This is a genomic window from Streptomyces rhizosphaerihabitans (assembly GCF_025399795.1).
In the GTDB taxonomy this organism is placed as follows: Bacteria; Actinomycetota; Actinomycetes; order Streptomycetales; family Streptomycetaceae; genus Streptomyces; species Streptomyces rhizosphaerihabitans.
Genome location: NZ_JAODTZ010000007.1, coordinates 82,378 through 101,767, shown reverse-complemented (window position 1 = coordinate 101,767; position 19,390 = coordinate 82,378). Strand labels below are relative to the sequence as shown.

Below are 19,390 nucleotides of genomic sequence, written 5' to 3'. Positions count from 1 at the left end.
GCTCGACGCATGCGACCCACCCACATCAGCCTCGCCGTCCTCGTCGCCGCCGTCTGGGGCGTGAACTTCACCGTCATCGAGGTCGGGCTCGCCCACTTCCCGCCTCTCCTCTTCTCGGCCCTGCGCTTCCTGGTGGCGGCCCTGCCCGCCGTGTTCTTCGTGGGCCGCCCCAAGGTGGCCCGGAAGTGGATCGTGGCGGTGGGACTCACCCTCGGCGTCGCGAAGTTCGGGCTGCTGTTCATCGGCATGGACGCGGGGATGCCCGCCGGACTCTCGTCCCTCGTGCTCCAGATCCAGGCTGTCTTCACCGCGGTCATCGCCTTCGCCTTCCTCGGTGAACGCCCCACCCGCGTCCGGCTGGCGGGCATGGCGGTGGCCCTCGGTGGAGTGGTCCTGGCCGCCGTCGACGAGGGCACGGCCGGTCCCCTCGGCGCCTTCGCCCTGGTCATCGCGGCGGCGGCCTGCTGGGGCCTGTCCAACGTCCTCACCCGCAAGGCGTCCCCGCCCGACCCGCTCAACTTCATGGTGTGGGTGAGCACCGTCCCCGTCCTCCCGCTGCTCGGCCTGTCCCTGCTCACCGAGGGCCCGTCCCGCGACCTCGACGCCCTGCGCGCCCTGGACTGGCAGGGCGCGGCCGTGGTCGGCTACGTCGCCTGGGTCACGACCGTCTTCGGCTTCGGTGCCTGGGGCTGGCTGCTGCACCGGCACCCCGCGTCCACCGTCGCGCCCTTCTCGCTGCTCGTCCCGGTCTTCGGGATGTCGTCGGCGGCGCTGTTCCTGCACGAGTCGGTCAGCCCGTTGCGGTGGGCGGCGGCGGCCCTGCTGGTGGGCGGGGTGGCGCTCACCTCGCGGGCGCCACGGAAGGTCCAGCCGGCGGACGTTCCAGCGCCGGAGCGGGCCGGGGCGCCAGCATGACCCCATGGCCGTTGTCGACATTCCCGGTTCCAAGTCCATCACCGCCCGCGCGCTCTTCCTGGCCGCGGCGGCCGACGGGGTCACCCGCCTGGTCCGCCCGCTCCGCTCGGACGACACCGAGGGCTTCGCGGAGGGCCTGACCCGGCTCGGCTACCGCGTCGGCCGGACCCCGGACAGCTGGCACATCGACGGCCGTCCGGGGGGTCCGGCCGTGGCGCGCGCCGACGTGTACTGCCGGGACGGTGCCACCACGGCCCGCTTCCTGCCGACCCTCGCCGCGGCGGGCCACGGCACCTACCGCTTCGACGCCTCCGCCCAGATGCGCCGGCGCCCGCTGGGACCCCTGTCGCAGGCACTGCGCGACCTGGGCGTCGACCTGCGGCACGAGGGGGCGGAGGGCCACCATCCGCTGCGTATCGAGGCGTCCGGGGTGGAGGGCGGCACGGTCATCCTCGACGCCGGCCAGTCCTCCCAGTACCTCACCGCCCTGCTCCTGCTCGGCCCGCTGACCCGCAAGGGCCTGCGCGTCGAGGTCACCGACCTCGTCTCCGCCCCGTACGTCGGGATCACCCTCGCGATGATGCGCACGTTCGGAGCGGACGTACGGGTGGAGGGCGACGTCTTCGAGGTGGCGTCCGGCGGCTACCGGGCCACCACCTACCCCGTCGAGCCCGACGCCTCCACCGCGAGCTACTTCTTCGCGGCGGCCGCCCTGACCGGCCGCGAGGTCACCGTCCACGGCCTCGGCGCGCGGGCACTCCAGGGAGACCTCGGCTTCGTGGACGTCCTGCGCCGGATGGGCGCGCACGTGGAGACCGGGCCCGACCGCACGACCGTGCGGGGCACCGGTGAACTGCGCGGCCTCACCGTCAACATGCGGGACATCTCCGACACCATGCCGACGCTCGCCGCCATCGCGCCCTTCGCCACCGGCCCGGTCCGCATCGAGGACGTCGCCAACACCCGGGTCAAGGAGTGCGATCGGCTGGAGGCCTGCGCCGAGAACCTCCGGCGGCTCGGCGTCCGCGTGGAGACCGGCCCCGACTGGATCGAGATCCACCCGGGCGTCCCGTCCCCGGCCGAGATCAGGACGCACGGGGACCACCGCGTCGTCATGGCCTTCGCGGTGACCTCGCTGCGCACCCCGGGCATCGGCTTCGACGACCCGGGATGCGTGCGCAAGACGTTCCCGGCCTTCCACGAGGTGTTCGGGGCCTGGGCGGCCGCCGGAGCCGCCGGGGAGGACGGCTGAGCCGGACCGGTGAGCGCCGCGGGCGTCTTGTCGCGGAGATCCAGGGCGGCTAGCTTCGCGACGGACAGCGCCAACCGCGCCTGCGACCCGACTGGGAAAGCGGTCCACAGATGTCCTCCGTCGCCTCCGTTGTCACACTCGCCGTCGTCGGTGCCGGGGACCGGGGAACCGGTCACGCGCGCTGGGCCCTGGACCGTCCGGACCGGGCCGAGGTGGTGGCCGTGGCCGAACCTCGGGAGATCCGGCGGCGCCGGTTCGCCGCCGCCCACGGCCTGGAGCCGGACGCCGCGGTGGACGACTGGCGGGTGCTGGCCGCCCGCGGCCGGATCGCGGACGCCGTGCTGATCTGCACCATGGACCGCGAACACCTGGAGCCGGTCCTGGAGTTCGCGGCCCTCGGCTACCACATCCTGCTGGAGAAGCCGATGGCCCTGACCGAGGACGAGTGCCGGCGGATCGTCGACGCCGTGGAGAAGGCCGGGGTGATCCTCGCGGTCGGGCACGTCCTGCGCTACACCCGGTACACCCGCGCCGTGAAGGAGGTCGTGGACTCCGGCCGGATCGGGGACGTCGTCAATGTCCAGCACCTGGAACCCGTCGGCTTCTGGCACCAGGCCCACTCCTTCGTCCGCGGCAACTGGGGCCGCACGGACCGGGCGACATCCATGCTGATGGCCAAGTCCTGCCACGACCTGGACTGGTTGCAGTACGTCCTCGGGCAACCCCCCGTCCGCGTCTCCAGTTTCGGACGTCTCTCGCACTTCCGGCCCGAGAACAGGCCCGAGGGCGCCGCCGACCGCTGCCTGGACTGCGCGGTGGAGAACACCTGCCCCTACTCCGCCCGGCGCGAGTACGGAGACCGGCTCGCCCGCGGCGAACACCACTGGCCGCTGAGCGTGCTGGTCGACGACTTCACCCCCGAGGCACTGGAGACCGCCCTGCGCGAGGGCCCGTACGGGCGGTGCGTGTACGCCTGCGACAACGACGTGGTGGACCACCAGGTGGTGTCGATGGAGTTCGCCTCCGGGGCCACCGCCTCCTTCACCATGACCGCCTTCACCGAACAGGCCGACCGGCAGACCCGGATCTTCGGGACGCGGGGCGAACTGCGCGGCGACGGCGAGAGCTTGAGCGTCTACGACTTCCTGACCCGGACCGAGGAGGCCGTCGAGCTCACCGCCGTGGGCGCCATGGACGCGGCGGGCGGCCACGGGGGAGGCGACGCCGGTCTGATGGACGCGTTCGTCGCCGCCGTCGCCACCGGGAACCCCCACCTGGTGAAGTCCGGCCCACGGGAGTCCCTCACCAGCCATCTCACCGTCCTGGCCGCCGAACGCGCCCGCCGCGCGGGCACCGTCGAGGACGTATAACCGCTGGACACGCGCCGCCCCGGCCGCATAGGAATCGCAGCGGACACATACCGGGCGGCGAAGGGGTGCGGGGCAGTGGGTTTCCAGATGAAGGGGCCGGTTCTCGAAGGCGAGCTGGTACGGCTGGAGCCGCTCGGCCACCGGCACGCGGCCGACCTCGCCGAAGCCGCCGAGGAACACCGGGACACCTACGCGTTCACCTGGGTGCCCCGGGCCGACGAGGTCGGGGACTACGTCGACGCGCAGCTCGCCCGCGCCGCGACGGGCATGCTCGCCCCCTACGCCCAGGTGTCCCTGGCCTCCGGACGGGCGGTCGGCGCCACGTCGTACTGGGAGCCGCGGTGCTGGCGCACGGACGACCGACTCGACGCCGTCGAGGTCGGGTTCACCTGGCTCGGGTCCTCCGCGCAGGGCACGGGCCTGAACGCCGAGTCGAAGCTCCTGCTCTTCCGGCACGCCTTCGAGGAGTGGCGCGTCTCCCGCGTGGACCTCAAGACCGACGCCCGCAACTCCCGCTCCCGCGCCGCGATCGAGCGCACCGGCGCCCGCCTCGAAGGCGTCCTGCGCAACTGGTCCCGCTCCTGGGCGCCGGGCGAGGACGGACTGCTGCGCGACTCCGCGATCTATTCGGTGACGGCGGCGGAATGGCCCGAGTGCCGGGACCGGCTGGCCGCGAGGGTACGCAGAGCGACCTGCGCGGCCACGGAGACCGTGCGCTAGGGCCTGTCCGACCAGGCGCGTCGGGATCGGACTGCGGCGTCCGGTGCCGTGCGTCGCAAGGCGGAGGGCGGAGGGGCGCCCTCGTACCGGGCGTACTCGGGCGTGCCCGACAACGCGGCGTGGGGGTCCCCCTGCTCGAAGAGCTCGGGGGAGTGCGGTGCCGGACGCCGCGGGCCCGGCGGGCATGGTCTGACAGGCCCTGCGGCGACACCTCGCCACGGCGCCCACCCGGCCAGGCCGGCTGCCGTGGCGCGCGGTCCCGCTCACCCGGTCCACCAGGGGAGATCGACTGGACCGAAAGGCCGGCGATCGGAAACGATCGACTCATGACCTCGTACGACACCGAAGACATCGCCGGAGCCCCGCGCGCCTATCTGATCCTGCACGGCTGGCAGAACCACCGCCCGGAAGGCCACTGGCAGCACTGGCTGGCCGGACGGCTCGGCGAGCTGGGCCAGCACGTCGTCTATCCGCAGCTGCCGGACCCCGACGACCCGGACCTGGAGGTGTGGCTGGCGGAAGTGGCCCGCCATCTGGGCGCGTTGGACGGTGCCGAACGCGTGGTCGTCGCCCACAGCGCCTCGGCCGTGCTGTGGCTGCACGCCGCCGCGCGCGGACTGCCGGGCCTGGCCGGCGTCGACCGGGTGCTGCTCGTCGCCCCGCCGTCCGCCTCCGTCCTCGCGGGGCTGCCGGAGATCGCCGGGTTCGCCCTGGCCGAGCTGGACTTCACGCTTCCCGGGCACACCCGGCTGGTCGCCGGAGACGACGACCCGTACTGCCCCGAGGGCGCCGACACGGTCTACGGCGACCCCCTGGGCGTACCGACCCGGATCCTGCCCGGGGCCGCGCACCTCGATGTGGACGCGGGTTACGGCCCGTGGCCCGCCGTGCTGGAGTGGTGCCTCGACGGGACGGTGGAGCTCACCGCCCGCGCGGGGTAGTGTGCCGGCCCGCCTGCTGGCCCCGGGAGTCGAAGAGGGAGCCGGTGCGCGGGGAGTGCGTGGGGCGCTCGGGGACGGCGGCCGCGGCGCGGCGCCGACGCGGGGCGGTCCGGCTCCAGTCCCCGTCGCCGAGGACGAGCTGGGGGTCGAACATGACCACCACTCCGGCCAGGATCAGGAAGACGACCGGTCCGATGAGCATGGGGAGCAGGATCGAGGTCGGCGACGCGTCGCCGTACATCCCGGTGATGTACGACGCGTCGGTCGCGCCGTGCAGGTGTACTCCGAGGGCGGCCATGCCGGTGTAGTGCATGCCCGTCAGGGCGACGCCCATGGGGAGGCTTGCGCCGAGGGCGGCCAGGAAGCCCCGGTACGAGGCCGCGGCCCACAGGGCGGCGGTCGCCGCGACGACCGCGATCAGCACGGAGGCCCCGACCGTGAGCGAGTCGTACCGGAGGGACCCGTTCAGCTGGAGCGCCGCCATGCCCAGGTAGTGCATCGCGGCCACGCCGAGCCCGGTGAAGATCCCGGCGGCGGTCAGCGTGGTGGCGGTGGCTCCGCGATATCCCACGGCGAAGACACCGATGCCGACCACCGCGATCGCCACGACGAGGCTGAGCGCTGTCAGACGCGCGTCGTAGTCGATCTGGATCCCCTGGATCCGGAAGCCGACCATCGCGACGAAGTGCATGGTCCAGATGCCGCAGCCGATGGTCGCCGCCCCGAGCGCCAGCCAACCGGGCTTCCACGACTGCCGGTTGTTCAGGGAACGGACGACGCAGCGCAGCCCCAGAGCGCTGCCCAGACAGGCGATGAGGTAGGAGGCCACCGGAGTCACCACCCCGTATCCGAAGCCGTCCACGGTGCCTTGCATATATGCCAACTCCCCCTGAGAACGGGTCACTTGGGGAAGCACGGTCCCGCACTCAAGTTGCGTGAACGGTCACGTACGGTAGGTATTTGAGTTAACTCTGTGATGCGGTTTCGTTCAGCGGGCGGACGGGCCGCTCACCACTCGTGACCGGCGGACCTCTCCCCGAGCCCCGGCGGACGCCCGCCCGAGCCGTGGCGGACGCCCGCCCGAGCACGTCGGCGGGCGTCCGCTCCGTGTCACTCCGGGCCGGCGCGCAGGTCCAGCCGCCAGTCCTGGCCCACCAGATCCGCCCCGAAGGACCGGTGCGGTTTCTCGGCGACCAGGACGAAGCCGTGGCGCTGGTAGATGCGGCGGGCGGCGGCCAGGACGTCGTTGGTCCACAGGACGAGCTCGTGATAGCCGACACCGCGCGCGAAGTCGGTGACGGCCCCGACGAGACGGTCGCCGATGCCGAGCCCGCGCGTCTGTGGCTCGACGAGCAGCAGCCGGAGGCGGGCCGTGCCGGGAGCGTCGTCCCGTACGCACATCACGCATCCGACGGGCCGCCCGTCCAGCTCGGCGATCCACACCCGCTCCAGGTGGGGGTCGTGATCCTCGGCGAAGTCGGCGACGATCCTCGCGACCAGGCCCTCGTAGTCGGTGTTGAAGCCGTACTCGGCCGCGTACAGCGCCGCGTTGCGCTGCACGATCCAGCCGAGGTCGCCGGGGCCCGGTTCGCGCAGGACGACATCCTCGCGGCGGGGCGCGACCCGCCCGTCACCCAGAAGCGTCCGCACCGTGCGCATCGCCTCGGCGAGCCGGGGCCGGTCGGCGGGGGCCACGGTCGCCAGCAGTGAACCCACGGTCTCGCGCGCCCGCTCCTCGAGCAGACCGGCGGCCTCCCGGCCGCGCGCGGTGAGTGTGATCCGGCGACGCCGGGGGTCCTTCTCGGACGCGGCGCGCTCGACCAGCCCGTCCTGCTCGAACTTGTTCAGGATCCGGCTCAGGTAGCCGGAGTCCAGCGAGAGTTCGGACCGGAGATCGGCGGCGTCCGACTGGGGCATGTGTGCCAGCTCGTAGAGGACGCGGGACTCGGTCAGCGTGTACGGCGCGTAGAGATGGCGACCGTAGTCGAGCGCGTCGATGACGTTCGTGTAGAAGCGGTTGAAGGAGCGGATGTCCTGGACGGTCATGATCGGCCCCCGGAGGTCGGCTCTGGATGGGCACCGCGGCCTGCTCGGCCCGGATGACTGACTCAGTCAGAGAAGCAGCCATCCCGAGCATAGAACGCCCCAACGCGCCCTGCCTATCCCGCCACCCGGCCGGCCCCGCCCTCAGGACCCGCCTCCGGCCACCTCGCAGCCAGGTCGGGAGCGCACGCCGACCCCGGCAGCCCCGAAAGGGCGCCCGTCAGGTGCGTCGGCCCCGGGAAAGGGAGGTCGGCCCGAGGTGTCCGGGGTGCTCCGGCTGGGGACGTCAGCCCCGGGGTGTTCCAGGAAGGGAGGTCAGTCCCGGGGGTGTTCCGGGGAGGAGAGGTCAGTCCCGGGGAACCCCGGTGGACCCCCGTACCATCAGCTCCCCCCGAACCGTGGCGATCCCGCCCGGCGGCGGCTCCTCGCGGCCCATGGCGATCCGCCCGGCGCGGGCGCCCGCGTCGGAGAGCGGCAGCCGTACGGTGGTGAGGGCGGGCACGGCGTCGATGCTGAACGGCAGATCGTCGAAGCCCGCGACGGACACGTCGTCGGGGATGCGCAGCCCGGAGTCGCGCAGGGCGGCGCAGGCGCCCAGCGCCACGGTGTCGTTCGCGACGACGACGGCCGTCAACGACGGGTCGCGGCGCAGGAGTTCGAGCGTCGCCTCGTAACCGGAGCGGCGGTCGTAGCGGCCGTGCACGGTGCGCCTCGGGTCGTCCTCGATGCCGTGGGCGTCGAGCGCGGCGCGGTGGCCCTCCAGCCGGTGGCGGGTCGTCGTGCGTTCCTCGGGGCCCGCGATGTAACCGAGTCGCCGGTGGCCGAGGCCGATCAGATGCTCGGTGAGCTGCTTGCCGCCGCCGCGGTTGTCGAAGGTCAGCGCGATCGCCTCGGGCGCCTCGGGCGAGGGCGGCCGTCCGCACAGCACGACCCGGGTACCCGCCTCCGTCAGCCGGCGCAGTTTCGCGGCGACGGCGCCGGCGTGGGCGGTGTCCTCTATGGCGCCGCCGGTGAGCACGACCGCGGCGGCGCGTTGGCGCTGAAGGAGCGTGAGATAGGTGAGCTCACGCTCCGGGGAGCCGCCGGTGTTGCAGACGACCCCGAGCCGCTCCCCGCCCGCGCGCCCCCCGGGACCGCCGATCTCCGACTGGATCGCGGCAGCCATGATCCCGAAGAAGGGGTCGGCGATGTCGTTGACCAGGATGCCGACGAGGTCGGAGGTCGCCGCGGCCAGCGAGCTCGCGGGACCGTTCAGTACGTAGTCCAGCTCGTCCACCGCGCGCAGCACCCGCTCACGTGTGGAGGAGGCCACGGGATAGTTCCCGTTCAGTACGCGCGACACCGTCGCGGGAGAGACCTGCGCGCGGGCCGCCACGTCCGCAAGGGTCACCGTCATCTCGTCGTCCTCCGGTCGCGCGTCTCGTCGTACCACTTCGTACGTTTCGTCGTACCACTTCGTACGTCTCGTACGTCGTCGTGCCTGGTCATGCCTCGTCGTACGGCGTCGAACACGGAGCCGAAGGCCGGGTGCGCCGCTTCCTGTGGGCAGGGTCCGTGCAGACCATACGGCCAACGGCCCCCGTTGTTCGCCCCCTCGAACAACTCGACTTCACGGTGGTCTTGTCCGGACCGCTGCACAGAGGCTAGCTTCTCAAGAGATAGAAAGCGCTTGCTGTCGCGCTCACCTGTGAGCGTGCTCGGCGCCTGACGCGTACGAAGGGAATGACGTGACACGCAAGACGGTGCGGATCGCCATGAACGGCGTGACGGGACGCATGGGCTACCGCCAGCACCTGGTCCGCTCGATCCTCGCCCTGCGCGACCAGGGCGGCCTCGATCTCGGCGACGGCACCGTGCTGTGGCCCGAGCCCGTCCTCGTCGGCCGCCGCGAGCACGCCCTGAAGGCGCTCGCCGAGCGGCACGGCCTGGACCACTGGTCGACCGACCTGGACGCGGTCCTCGCCGATCCGTCCGTCGACCTCTACTTCGACGCCCAAGTGACGTCCGCCCGCGAGGAGTCCCTGCGCAAGGCCGTCGCCGCCGGCAAACACATCTACACCGAGAAGCCCACCGCCACGGGCCTCGACGGGGCGCTCGGACTGGCCCGCCTCGCGCACGCCGCCGGCATCAAGCACGGCGTCGTCCAGGACAAGCTCTTCCTCCCCGGCCTGCTCAAGCTGAAGCGGCTCGTCGACGGCGGCTTCTTCGGGCGGATCCTGTCCGTCCGCGGGGAGTTCGGCTACTGGGTCTTCGAGGGCGACTGGCAGCAGGCCCAGCGGCCCTCCTGGAACTACCGCGCCGAGGACGGCGGCGGCATCGTCGTCGACATGTTCCCGCACTGGGAGTACGTCCTGCACGAGCTGTTCGGCCGCGTCACCTCCGTGCAGGCACTCACCGCCACCCACATCCCGCAGCGCTGGGACGAGCGGGACAAGCCCTACGACGCCACGGCCGACGACGCCGCCTACGGCATCTTCGAGCTGGAGGGCGGCGCGGTCGCCCAGATCAACTCCTCCTGGGCCGTGCGGGTCAACCGCGACGAACTGGTCGAGTTCCAGGTCGACGGCACGGAAGGCTCGGCCGTCGCCGGTCTGCGCAACTGCCGTGTCCAGCACCGCAGTTCCACCCCCAAGCCGGTCTGGAACCCGGATATCCCGGCCACCTACTCCTTCCGTGACCAGTGGCAGGAGATCCCCGACAATGCCGAGTTCGACAACGGCTTCAAGGCCCAGTGGGAGCTGTTCCTGCGGCACGTCTACGCCGACGCCCCCTACCGCTGGGACCTCCTCGCCGGTGCCCGCGGCGTCCAACTCGCCGAGCTGGGCCTGAAGTCCTCGGCCGAGGGCCGCCGCCTCGACGTACCGGAGATTGCGCTGTGACCATCCGACTCCCGGGCGCCGACGGCCGGTTGTGTACCTACGAGCCGCGCACCGAGCCTCTCGCCATCGCCCCCGCGGGCGAACCCCTCGCCTCCCGTACGGTCTTCTCCGCCGCGCATGTCGTCGCCGACCCCCGCGCGGACGTCTCGCCCGACTCGGCCGCCGCCGTCGACTGGGACGCCACGCTCGCCTTCCGGCGCCATCTGTGGTCGCACGGCCTCGGTGTCGCCGAGGCGATGGACACCGCCCAGCGGGGGATGGGCCTGGACTGGGCCGGGGCGGCCGAACTCGTGAGGAGGTCCTCGGCCGAGGCCAGGGCCGTCGGCGGCAGGATCGCCTGCGGTGTCGGCACGGACCAGCTCACGGGCCCGGCCACGCTCCACGAGGTGCGGGCCGCCTACGAGGAACAGCTCACCCTCGTCGAGGAGTCGGGCGCGCAGGCGATCCTGATGGCCTCCCGCGCGCTCGCCGCGACCGCCGCCGGACCCGAGGACTACCTCGACGTCTACGGCCACCTCCTGCGCCAGGCCGCCGACCCGGTGATCCTGCACTGGCTGGGCCCGATGTTCGACCCGGCCCTGGAGGGCTACTGGGGATCGGACGACCTGGACGCGGCGACGGAGGTGTTCCTGCAGGTGATCGCCGCCCACCCGGACAAGGTGGACGGCGTCAAGGTCTCCCTGCTGGACGCCCGCCGGGAGGTCGAACTGCGCCGCCGCCTCCCGGACGGCGTCCGCTGCTACACCGGCGACGACTTCAACTACCCCGAGCTGATCGCGGGCGACGAACGGGGCTTCAGCCACGCGCTGCTCGGCATCTTCGACCCGCTAGGCCCCCTCGCCGCGCGGGCCGTACGGGTCCTGGACACCGGTGACGTCAAAGGCTTCCGCGAACTCCTCGACCCCACCGTCGAGTTGTCCCGACACCTCTTCCAGCCCCCGACCCGCTTCTACAAGACCGGTGTCGTCCTGCTGGCCTGGCTCGCGGGCCACCAGGAGCACTTCGCGATGGTGGGCGGCCTCCAGTCGGCGCGCTCGCTGCCGCACCTCGCGCGCGCCTATGAACTCGCCGACGGACTCGGCCTGTTCCCCAGCCCCGAACGCGCCGAGACCCGGATGAAGACCCTGCTCGCCCTGTACGGAGTGACCTCATGAGCGGCCTCGCCCGCTTCTCCGTCAACCAGATGACGGTCAAGCAGCTTTCGATGCCCGAACTCGTCGAAGCCTGCCTGGAGACGGGCGTCCCCGGCGTCGGCCTCTGGCGCGAACCCGTGCGGTCCTACGGCCTCGACGCCACCGCGAAACTCGTCCACGACGCCGGCCTGGCCGTCACCACCCTCTGCCGGGGCGGCTTCCTCACCGCGATCGACCCGGGGGAGAGACAGCGCGCCCTGGACGACAACCGGGCGGCCGTCGACGAGGCCGCGACCCTCGGAACCGACACCCTCGTCCTGGTCTCCGGCGGCCTGCCGTCCGGCTCGAAGGACCTGCACGGCGCCCGAGAGCGCATCGCCGAGGCGCTCGGCGAGCTGGGCCCGTACGCCGCCTCCCGCGGCGTACGGCTGGCCGTCGAACCGCTCCACCCCATGTACGCCGCCGACCGCTGCGTGGTCTCCACGCTCGCCCAGGCGCTGGACCTCGCGGAACGCTTCCCCGCGGACCAGGTGGGCGTCACCGTCGACACCTACCACCTCTGGTGGGACGACACGGCTCCCGCCCAGATCGCCCGCGCGGGGGCCGGGGGCCGCATCCACACCTTCCAGCTCGCCGACTGGACCACCCCGCTTCCCGAAGGCGTCCTCAACGGCCGCGGCCAGCTCGGTGACGGCTCGATCGACCTGCGCGCCTGGCGGGGTCATGTCGAGGCGGCGGGCTACACCGGACCCATCGAGGTCGAACTCTTCAACGACGCGCTGTGGGCCCGGGACGGACGCGAGGTGCTGGCCGAGACGGCGGCACGGTTCCTGGAGCACGCCGGGGACCGCACCGAAGCACCGCCGGACCAGCGGTGATTTCGTACGGCCGCGGTCGTCCGAAAAAATCTTTCGAAGTCCGTGCAACCCTTCCCCGACCTCGAGTGTCGTACGTGGCATCAGGACCTTTGGAGGGGGATCCGGGGGGATCGCGGGGGTTCTGATACGGAGGGGAAAGCCGAGGGGCCCGGTCGACTGACCGGGCCCCTCGAAATTTTTCGCGGGCCCCGGTCGGGTGAGTTGTCCACAGCGACGGAGCGCTGTCGGAGGCGGGCGGTACCGTCGGATCATGACCGATCAGGCGGGGGCCGCCCAGACGGGTGAGCGGCGACTGGCCACGCTGGAAGGCGTGCTCGAACGCATCACGTACGCCAACGAGGAGAACGGATACACGGTCGCCCGGGTCGACACCGGCCGCGGCGCCGGCGATCTGCTCACCGTCGTCGGCTCGCTGCTCGGCGCCCAGGTCGGCGAGTCCCTGCGCATGGAGGGCCGCTGGGGCTCCCACCCGCAGTACGGCAAACAGTTCACCGTCGAGAACTACACGACGATGCTCCCGGCCACCGTCCAGGGCATTCGCCGCTATCTCGGCTCCGGCCTGGTCAAGGGCATCGGCCCGGTCTTCGCCGACCGCATCACCCAGCACTTCGGCCTGGACACCCTGCGGATCATCGAGGAGGAGCCGAAGCGGCTCATCGAGGTCCCGGGACTCGGCCCCAAGCGCACGGGGAGGATCGCCGACGCCTGGGAGGAGCAGAAGGCGATCAAGGAGGTCATGCTCTTCCTCCAGACCGTCGAGGTGTCCACGTCCATCGCGGTCCGCATCTACAAGAAGTACGGCGACGCGTCGATCTCGGTCGTGAAGAACCAGCCCTACCGCCTGGCGTCCGACGTCTGGGGCATCGGCTTCCTCACCGCAGACAAGATCGCCCAGTCCGTCGGCATCCCGCACGACAGCCCGGAGCGCGTCAAGGCCGGCCTTCAGTACGCCCTGTCGCAGTCCACCGACCAGGGCCACTGCTACCTCCCCGAGGAGCGGCTGATCGCGGACGCCGTGAAGCTGCTCCAGGTCGACACCGGCCTGGTCATCGAGTGCCTGGCCGAGCTCGCGGCGCCCGCGGAAGAGGGCGAGGACCCCGGTGTCGTACGGGAGAGGGTTCCGGGCCCGGAAGGCGGTGACCCGGTGACGGCCGTCTACCTCGTCCCCTTCCACCGCGCCGAACTCTCGCTCTCCGCGCAGCTGCTGCGCCTGCTGCGCAGCGACCGGGACCGGATGCCCGGCTTCCACGACGTGGTCTGGGACAAGGCACTGGCCTGGCTGAGAGGGCGTACGGGCGCGGAGCTGGCCCCCGAGCAGGAGGCGGCGGTCCGGCTCGCGCTCACCGAGAAGGTCGCCGTGCTCACCGGAGGCCCGGGCTGCGGCAAGTCGTTCACGGTCCGCTCGATCGTGGAGCTGGCCCGCGCCAAGGGGGCCAAGGTGGTTCTCGCCGCGCCCACCGGCCGGGCCGCCAAGCGCCTTGCCGAGCTGACCGGAGCCGAGGCCTCCACCGTGCACCGGCTCCTGGAGCTCAAGCCGGGCGGCGACGCGGCCTATGACAAGGACCGGCCGCTGGACGCCGACCTGGTCGTCGTGGACGAGGCCTCCATGCTCGACCTGCTGCTCGCCAACAAGCTGGTCAAGGCGGTGCCCCCGGGCGCCCACCTGCTCTTCGTCGGCGATGTCGACCAGCTGCCGAGCGTCGGCGCGGGCGAGGTGCTGCGTGATCTGCTCGCCGACCGCGGCCCGGTCCCGGCGGTGCGCCTCACCAAGGTCTTCCGCCAGGCCCAGCAGTCCGGGGTGGTGAGCAACGCGCACCGGATCAACTCCGGGCAGCACCCGGTCACCGACGGCATGAAGGACTTCTTCCTGTTCGTCGAGGACGACACCGAGGAGGCCGGGCGGCTCACCGTCGACGTGGCGGCCCGGCGGATTCCGGCCAGATTCGGTCTGGACCCCCGCCGGGACATCCAGGTCCTCGCTCCCATGCACCGGGGCCCGGCCGGCGCGGGTCACCTGAACGGACTGCTCCAGCAGGCCATCACCCCGGGCCGCCCCGACCTCGCCGAGAAGCGGTTCGGCGGCCGGGTCTTCCGGGTCGGGGACAAGGTCACCCAGATCCGCAACAACTACGAGAAGGGCGAGAACGGCGTCTTCAACGGCACCGTGGGCGTCGTCACCTCGCTCGACGAGGTCGAACAGCGTCTGACGGTGCGCACGGACGAGGACGAGGAGGTGCCGTACGAGTTCGACGAACTCGACGAACTGGCCCACGCCTACGCGGTGACCATCCACCGCTCCCAGGGCAGCGAGTACCCGGCGGTGGTGATCCCGGTGACCACGGGCGCCTGGATGATGCTTCAGCGCAATCTGCTCTACACGGCGGTCACCCGGGCCAAGAAGCTGGTCGTCCTCGTCGGTTCGCGCAAGGCGATAGGCCAGGCGGTGCGTACGGTGTCCGCGGGACGCCGGTGCACGGCCCTGGACTTCCGGCTGTCCGGCTCGTGAACCACCGCCTCCTCGCGAGGCGAACCGGCCTGTTCGAGCGCTGAACGGGGCCTTTCGGGCGCGAGACGCGGTTCATCGCAAAAAATGATCGATCAAACGAGTCACGAAGGTCACAGAGCACTTCCAGTTGCGTGGCGAACGGGGCAGGATGAGCAGGTTGGCGGCACTCAGTGCCGCCAATAGGCCCAATGGTCGACCCCGAGTGCACTCTCCAGGGCCAAATGGGGGATGGTAGAGACAGTCAGGGCACCTCGAAGAAGAGGCACAACGTCGGTGAGGGATGACGTGAGCGACAACTCTGTAGTACTGCGGTACGGCGATGGCGAATACACCTACCCGGTGATCGACAGCACCGTCGGCGACAAGGGCTTCGACATCGGCAAGCTCCGCGCCCAGACCGGTCTGGTGACGCTGGACAGTGGGTACGGCAATACCGCCGCCTACAAATCCGCGATCACCTATCTCGACGGTGAGCAGGGCATCCTCCGCTACCGCGGCTACCCGATCGAGCAGCTGGCCGAGCGTTCCACCTTCCTGGAGGTGGCCTACCTGCTGATCAACGGCGAGCTCCCGAACGTCGACGAGCTCTCCACCTTCAAGAACGAAATCACGCAGCACACCCTGCTGCACGAGGACGTCAAGAATTTCTACAGGGGCTTCCCCCGTGACGCCCACCCGATGGCGATGCTGTCGTCGGTCGTCTCGGCGCTGTCGACCTTCTACCAGGACAGCCACAACCCGTTCGACGAGAAGCAGCGCAACCTCTCCACGATCCGGCTGCTCGCCAAGCTGCCGACGATCGCGGCGTACGCGTACAAGAAGTCGATCGGCCACCCCTTCGTCTACCCGCGCAACGACCTCGGGTACGTCGAGAACTTCCTGCGCATGACCTTCTCGGTCCCCGCGCAGGAGTACGAGCTCGACCCGGTGGTCGTCTCCGCGCTGGACAAGCTGCTGATCCTGCACGCCGACCACGAGCAGAACTGTTCGACCTCCACCGTGCGTCTGGTCGGCTCCTCGCAGGCGAACATGTTCGCCTCGATCTCCGCCGGCATCTCCGCGCTGTGGGGCCCGCTGCACGGCGGCGCCAACCAGTCCGTCCTGGAGATGCTCGAGGGCATCAAGGCCAACGGCGGCGACGTCGACTCCTTCATCCGCAAGGTGAAGAACAAGGAGGACGGCGTCCGCCTGATGGGCTTCGGCCACCGGGTGTACAAGTCGTTCGACCCGCGCGCGAAGATCATCAAGGCCGCGGCGCACGACGTCCTCTCCGCTCTCGGCAAGTCCGACGAGCTGCTGGACATCGCCCTCAAGCTGGAGGAGCACGCGCTCTCCGACGAGTACTTCGTCTCGCGCAACCTCTACCCGAACGTCGACTTCTACACGGGTCTGATCTACCGGGCCATGGGCTTCCCGACCGAGATGTTCACGGTCCTGTTCGCCCTCGGCCGGCTGCCGGGCTGGATCGCCCAGTGGCACGAGATGATCAAGGAGCCCGGCTCCCGCATCGGCCGCCCGCGCCAGATCTACACGGGTGTCGTCGAGCGCGACTTCGTGCCGGTCGAGGCCCGCTGAGGCTCGCACGCGATCACCGGGCTCCGTAGGCGGGGCCCGGTGAAACCCGTACCAACGCAAAAAACGGAAAGCGCCCTGCTACTGGTCCCCCCACGGGCCGGCAGTCAGGGCGCTTTCCTTGTCCCGGTGCGGATTCCCCCCACGGGATCCGGCCGGGCGTCTGTGGGACAGCGCCTGAATCGCTGTGTGCCGGCACGGGGCCGGCGGTGTAGCCGGGCGAGCGGAACTCGCCGTAGTGCGGTGGTGCGGTGCGATCTGCCGGGACGCGTACGGATCGGGAGGGCCGCTCAAAGCTCCCCGCTGTACGTGCCCCGGCGACGCAATTTCCGGGAACGTCCCCCAAGACATCCCCAGATGCCAGTCGCGCCCCCCAAGACGCTTCTGACATCGCCAACTTAGACTGACGAACCCCTTCGGTGGTTACGTTCACATCACTGTGATCTGAGTCTCTTGCATATGTCCTGAAGATAGGCAAGAGACCCGGTATGGGAATCGAGGACCAAGCGTAAGGAAGATGCGCGAGCCTTGTGAAGAGCTTATGTGAGGCTCGCGTTGGACTCTAGGGGGACTCATGGTCCGTCGTCACGCGAATGCTCTCAGTCGAAGGCTGTTCGTGACCACGAAGACGGACGAGAAGGCCATCGCCGCTCCCGCGATCATGGGGTTCAGCAGGCCGGTGGCGGCCAGCGGAAGCGCCGCCACGTTGTAGCCGAAGGCCCAGACCAGGTTTCCCTTGATCGTCGACAGGGTGCGGCGCGCCAGCCGGATCGCGTCGGCGGCCACCCGAAGGTCCCCCCGCACGAGCGTCAGATCGCTCGCCTCGATCGCCGCGTCCGTCCCCGTTCCCATCGCGAGGCCCAGATCCGCGGTGGCGAGCGCCGCCGCGTCGTTCACCCCGTCGCCGACCATCGCGACGGTCCGCCCCTCGCGCTGCAGCCGCTGGACCACGGCGACCTTGTCCTCGGGCAGCACCTCGGCGATCACGTCGGCGGAGCCGATGCCCACCGCCCGTGCCACGGCCTCGGCGACCGCCCGGTTGTCCCCGGTCAGCAGCATCGGTGTGAGCCCGAGGGCGCGCAGTTCGCGTACGGCCTCGGCGCTGGTCTCCTTGACCGTGTCGGCGACGGTCACGACACCCACCGGCGCGCCGTCCAGGGCGACCACGACGGCCGTGCGGCCCGCCGCCTCGGCCGCGTTCTTCGCGTCCGCAAGCGCTTCGGGGAGCGCGCCCGGGAACCGGCCGACGGTGACGTCGTGGCCGTCCACCCGTCCGTGTACGCCTCGGCCCGGCACGTTCTCGAAGTGTTCCGGCGCGGGAAGGCCGCCTGTGCGCTCCTGAGCGCCTGCCGCGATCGCTCGGGCAATCGGATGCTCCGAGGCGTGTTCCAGGGCTCCGGCGAGCCGCAGGACGTCCTTCTCGGCGGTGCCGTCGACGACGTACACCTCGTGCAGGCTCATGCGTCCCGTGGTCACCGTGCCGGTCTTGTCCAGCAGGACGGTGTCGACGCGGCGAGTGGACTCCAGGACCTCGGGTCCCTTGATGAGGATCCCCAGCTGGGCGCCGCGGCCCGTGCCGACCATCAGGGCGGTCGGGGTGGCCAGGCCGAGCGCGCACGGGCAGGCGATGATCAGCACCGCCACGGCGGCGGTGAAGGCCGCGACCGTGTCGCCGGTGACCGCGATCCAGGCCGCGAACGTGCCGAGTGCGACGATCAGCACGATGGGCACGAAGACCCCGGAGATGCGGTCGGCGAGACGCTGCACCTCGGCCTTGCCGTTCTGCGCGTCCTCGACGAGGCGGGCCATCCGCGCGAGCTGGGTGTCCGCGCCGATCCGGGTGGCCTCGACGACGAGCCGGCCCCCGGCGTTCACGGTCGCACCGGTGACGGTGTCCCCGACGGTCACGTCCACCGGCACCGACTCGCCGGTCAGCATGGACGCGTCCACGGCCGACACGCCCTCGACGACGGTCCCGTCCGTGGCGATCTTCTCGCCGGGCCGTACGACGAAGCGGTCGCCGACCGCCAGCTGTGCCACCGGGAGGCGGACCTCGCGGCCGTCCCGCAGGACCCGGACGTCCTTGGCGCCGAGCTCCATCAGCGCCCGCAGCGCCGCCCCCGCGCGCCGCTTGGAGCGGGCCTCCAGGAAGCGGCCGAGCAGGATGAACGCGATGACGCCCGCGGCGACCTCGAGGTAGAGCGTGGACGCCCCGTCCGTACGGGAGACGGTGAACTCGAAGCCGTGCCGCATGCCCGGCATCCCCGCGTCGCCGAAGAACAGCGCCCACAGGGACCAGCCGAACGCGGCGAGGGTGCCGACCGAGACCAGGGTGTCCATGGTGGCCGCGCCGTGCCGCGCGTTTGTCAGGGCGGCCCGGTGGAAGGGCAGCCCGCCCCAGACCACGACAGGCGCGGCGAGCGTCAGCGAGAGCCACTGCCAGTTGTCGAACTGGAGGGCCGGGACCATCGACATGAGGACGACGGGCAGGGCGAGCAGCGCGGAGACGGTCAGCCGCCGGCGCAGGGAGGCCGTTTCGGGGTCGTCGTCGGCAGGCGGTGCCGCCTCCTGGGGCGCCGCGGGCGGCGGGGGTTCCTCGGCGGTGTAGCCCGTCTTCACCACCGTGGCGATCAGATCGGCGACCTGTACCCCCTCGGGGTAGGAGACCTTGGCCTTCTCCGTCGCGAAGTTGACGGTGGCGGTGACGCCGTCCATGCGGTTGAGCTTCTTCTCGACGCGGGCCGCGCAGGAGGCGCAGGTCATCCCGCCGATGGAGAGTTCGACGTCCGAGGTCGTGCCTATGGGCGTCTCGGGTGCTGCGGTGGTCATGGTCCGGCTCCAGGAATGAGCCGGGCCGCGCGGAGCCGGTATCAGCCGGTCGGCACGGCCCGGTGCGAAGGAGAAGGGGTGCTGGTCCGCTCAGGCCAGGCCGACGAGCTCGAAGCCCGCCTCGTCCACCGCGGCGCGGACGGCGCTCTCGTCGAGCGCGGTCCCGGAGACGACGGTGACCTCGCCGGTCGAGGCGACGGCCTTCACTGAACTCACACCGGGGATCCGGGAGATCTCGCCGCTGATGGAGCCTTCACAGTGTCCGCAGCTCATGCCGCTCACCTGGTAGACGGTGGTGACGGAACCCGGGGTGCCGGTCTGGGCGGTCATGGCGTTACTCCTCGTCGAGGCG

15 protein-coding genes are annotated in these 19,390 nt (G+C 71.3%); 10 read left to right on the top strand and 5 right to left on the bottom strand.

The features are described 5' to 3' along the window. The first annotated feature begins 9 nt into the window (after nt 1-9). The 5 genes from N4G66_RS09410 (at nt 10) to N4G66_RS09390 (ending at nt 5,198) form a co-directional block, all read left to right on the top strand. On the top strand, nt 10-915 hold the full coding sequence (locus tag N4G66_RS09410) for an EamA family transporter (RefSeq protein ID WP_261703545.1): 906 nt from the start codon (nt 10-12) through the stop codon (nt 913-915). A gap of 4 nt (nt 916-919) precedes the next feature. Then, on the top strand, nt 920-2,167 hold the full coding sequence (aroA, locus tag N4G66_RS09405; RefSeq protein ID WP_261703544.1) for a 3-phosphoshikimate 1-carboxyvinyltransferase: 1,248 nt from the start codon (nt 920-922) through the stop codon (nt 2,165-2,167). Between the two features lie 110 nt (nt 2,168-2,277). Then, nucleotides 2,278-3,537 carry a Gfo/Idh/MocA family protein gene (locus tag N4G66_RS09400; protein ID WP_261703543.1) on the top strand — a complete coding sequence of 420 codons (1,260 nt, stop codon included), beginning with the start codon at nt 2,278-2,280 and terminating at the stop codon, nt 3,535-3,537. A gap of 75 nt (nt 3,538-3,612) precedes the next feature. Further along, nucleotides 3,613-4,257 carry a GNAT family N-acetyltransferase gene (locus N4G66_RS09395; RefSeq protein ID WP_261703542.1) on the top strand — a complete coding sequence of 215 codons (645 nt, stop codon included), beginning with the start codon at nt 3,613-3,615 and terminating at the stop codon, nt 4,255-4,257. A gap of 326 nt (nt 4,258-4,583) precedes the next feature. Continuing rightward, a complete protein-coding gene (locus tag N4G66_RS09390; protein ID WP_261703541.1) occupies nt 4,584-5,198 on the top strand; it encodes an RBBP9/YdeN family alpha/beta hydrolase in 615 nt (204 codons plus the stop codon). Here the strand turns inward: N4G66_RS09390 and N4G66_RS09385 are convergent. The 3 genes from N4G66_RS09385 to N4G66_RS09375 all read right to left on the bottom strand — a co-directional run bounded on the left by N4G66_RS09385 (nt 5,179) and on the right by N4G66_RS09375 (nt 8,637). Continuing rightward, entirely contained in the window at nt 5,179-6,072 is an 894-nt protein-coding gene (locus N4G66_RS09385) for an MHYT domain-containing protein (RefSeq protein WP_261703540.1), read from the bottom strand. The genes N4G66_RS09390 and N4G66_RS09385 overlap by 20 nt on opposite strands. 236 nt (nt 6,073-6,308) lie before the next feature. Beyond that, a complete protein-coding gene (locus N4G66_RS09380) occupies nt 6,309-7,244 on the bottom strand; it encodes a bifunctional helix-turn-helix transcriptional regulator/GNAT family N-acetyltransferase (protein WP_261703539.1) in 936 nt (311 codons plus the stop codon). A 343-nt stretch (nt 7,245-7,587) separates the two neighbouring features. Continuing rightward, the gene (locus tag N4G66_RS09375; protein WP_261703538.1) at nt 7,588-8,637 is read right to left on the bottom strand and encodes a LacI family DNA-binding transcriptional regulator; all 1,050 of its coding nucleotides are present in this window, start codon (nt 8,635-8,637) and stop codon (nt 7,588-7,590) included. A gap of 331 nt (nt 8,638-8,968) precedes the next feature. On the opposite strand from N4G66_RS09375, the gene N4G66_RS09370 reads away from it, so the two are divergent. The 5 genes from N4G66_RS09370 (at nt 8,969) to N4G66_RS09350 (ending at nt 16,212) form a co-directional block, all read left to right on the top strand. Further along, the gene (locus N4G66_RS09370) at nt 8,969-10,120 is read left to right on the top strand and encodes a Gfo/Idh/MocA family protein (protein ID WP_261703537.1); all 1,152 of its coding nucleotides are present in this window, start codon (nt 8,969-8,971) and stop codon (nt 10,118-10,120) included. Continuing rightward, a complete protein-coding gene (locus N4G66_RS09365) occupies nt 10,117-11,274 on the top strand; it encodes a dihydrodipicolinate synthase family protein (protein ID WP_261703536.1) in 1,158 nt (385 codons plus the stop codon). The genes N4G66_RS09370 and N4G66_RS09365 overlap by 4 nt, the downstream gene beginning before the upstream one ends. Continuing rightward, nucleotides 11,271-12,131, top strand: a complete 861-nt coding sequence (locus tag N4G66_RS09360; protein ID WP_261703535.1) for a sugar phosphate isomerase/epimerase family protein — start codon at nt 11,271-11,273, stop codon at nt 12,129-12,131. Before N4G66_RS09365 ends, N4G66_RS09360 begins: the two co-directional genes overlap by 4 nt. A 250-nt stretch (nt 12,132-12,381) precedes the next feature. Then, nucleotides 12,382-14,637 (top strand): SF1B family DNA helicase RecD2, encoded by a 2,256-nt coding sequence (recD2, locus tag N4G66_RS09355; RefSeq protein ID WP_261703534.1) that lies wholly within the window; start codon nt 12,382-12,384, stop codon nt 14,635-14,637. Nucleotides 14,638-14,922: 285 nt separating this feature from the next. After that, a complete protein-coding gene (locus N4G66_RS09350; RefSeq protein ID WP_261703533.1) occupies nt 14,923-16,212 on the top strand; it encodes a citrate synthase in 1,290 nt (429 codons plus the stop codon). Nucleotides 16,213-16,794: 582 nt separating this feature from the next. On the opposite strand, the gene N4G66_RS09345 is transcribed toward N4G66_RS09350, so the two are convergent. Then, nucleotides 16,795-19,038, bottom strand: coding sequence for a heavy metal translocating P-type ATPase (locus tag N4G66_RS09345; RefSeq protein WP_261703532.1), 2,244 nt, complete (start codon nt 19,036-19,038; stop codon nt 16,795-16,797). A 90-nt stretch (nt 19,039-19,128) separates the two neighbouring features. Then, on the bottom strand, nt 19,129-19,368 hold the full coding sequence (locus tag N4G66_RS09340) for a heavy-metal-associated domain-containing protein (RefSeq protein WP_261703531.1): 240 nt from the start codon (nt 19,366-19,368) through the stop codon (nt 19,129-19,131). Nucleotides 19,369-19,390 lie beyond the last annotated feature (22 nt).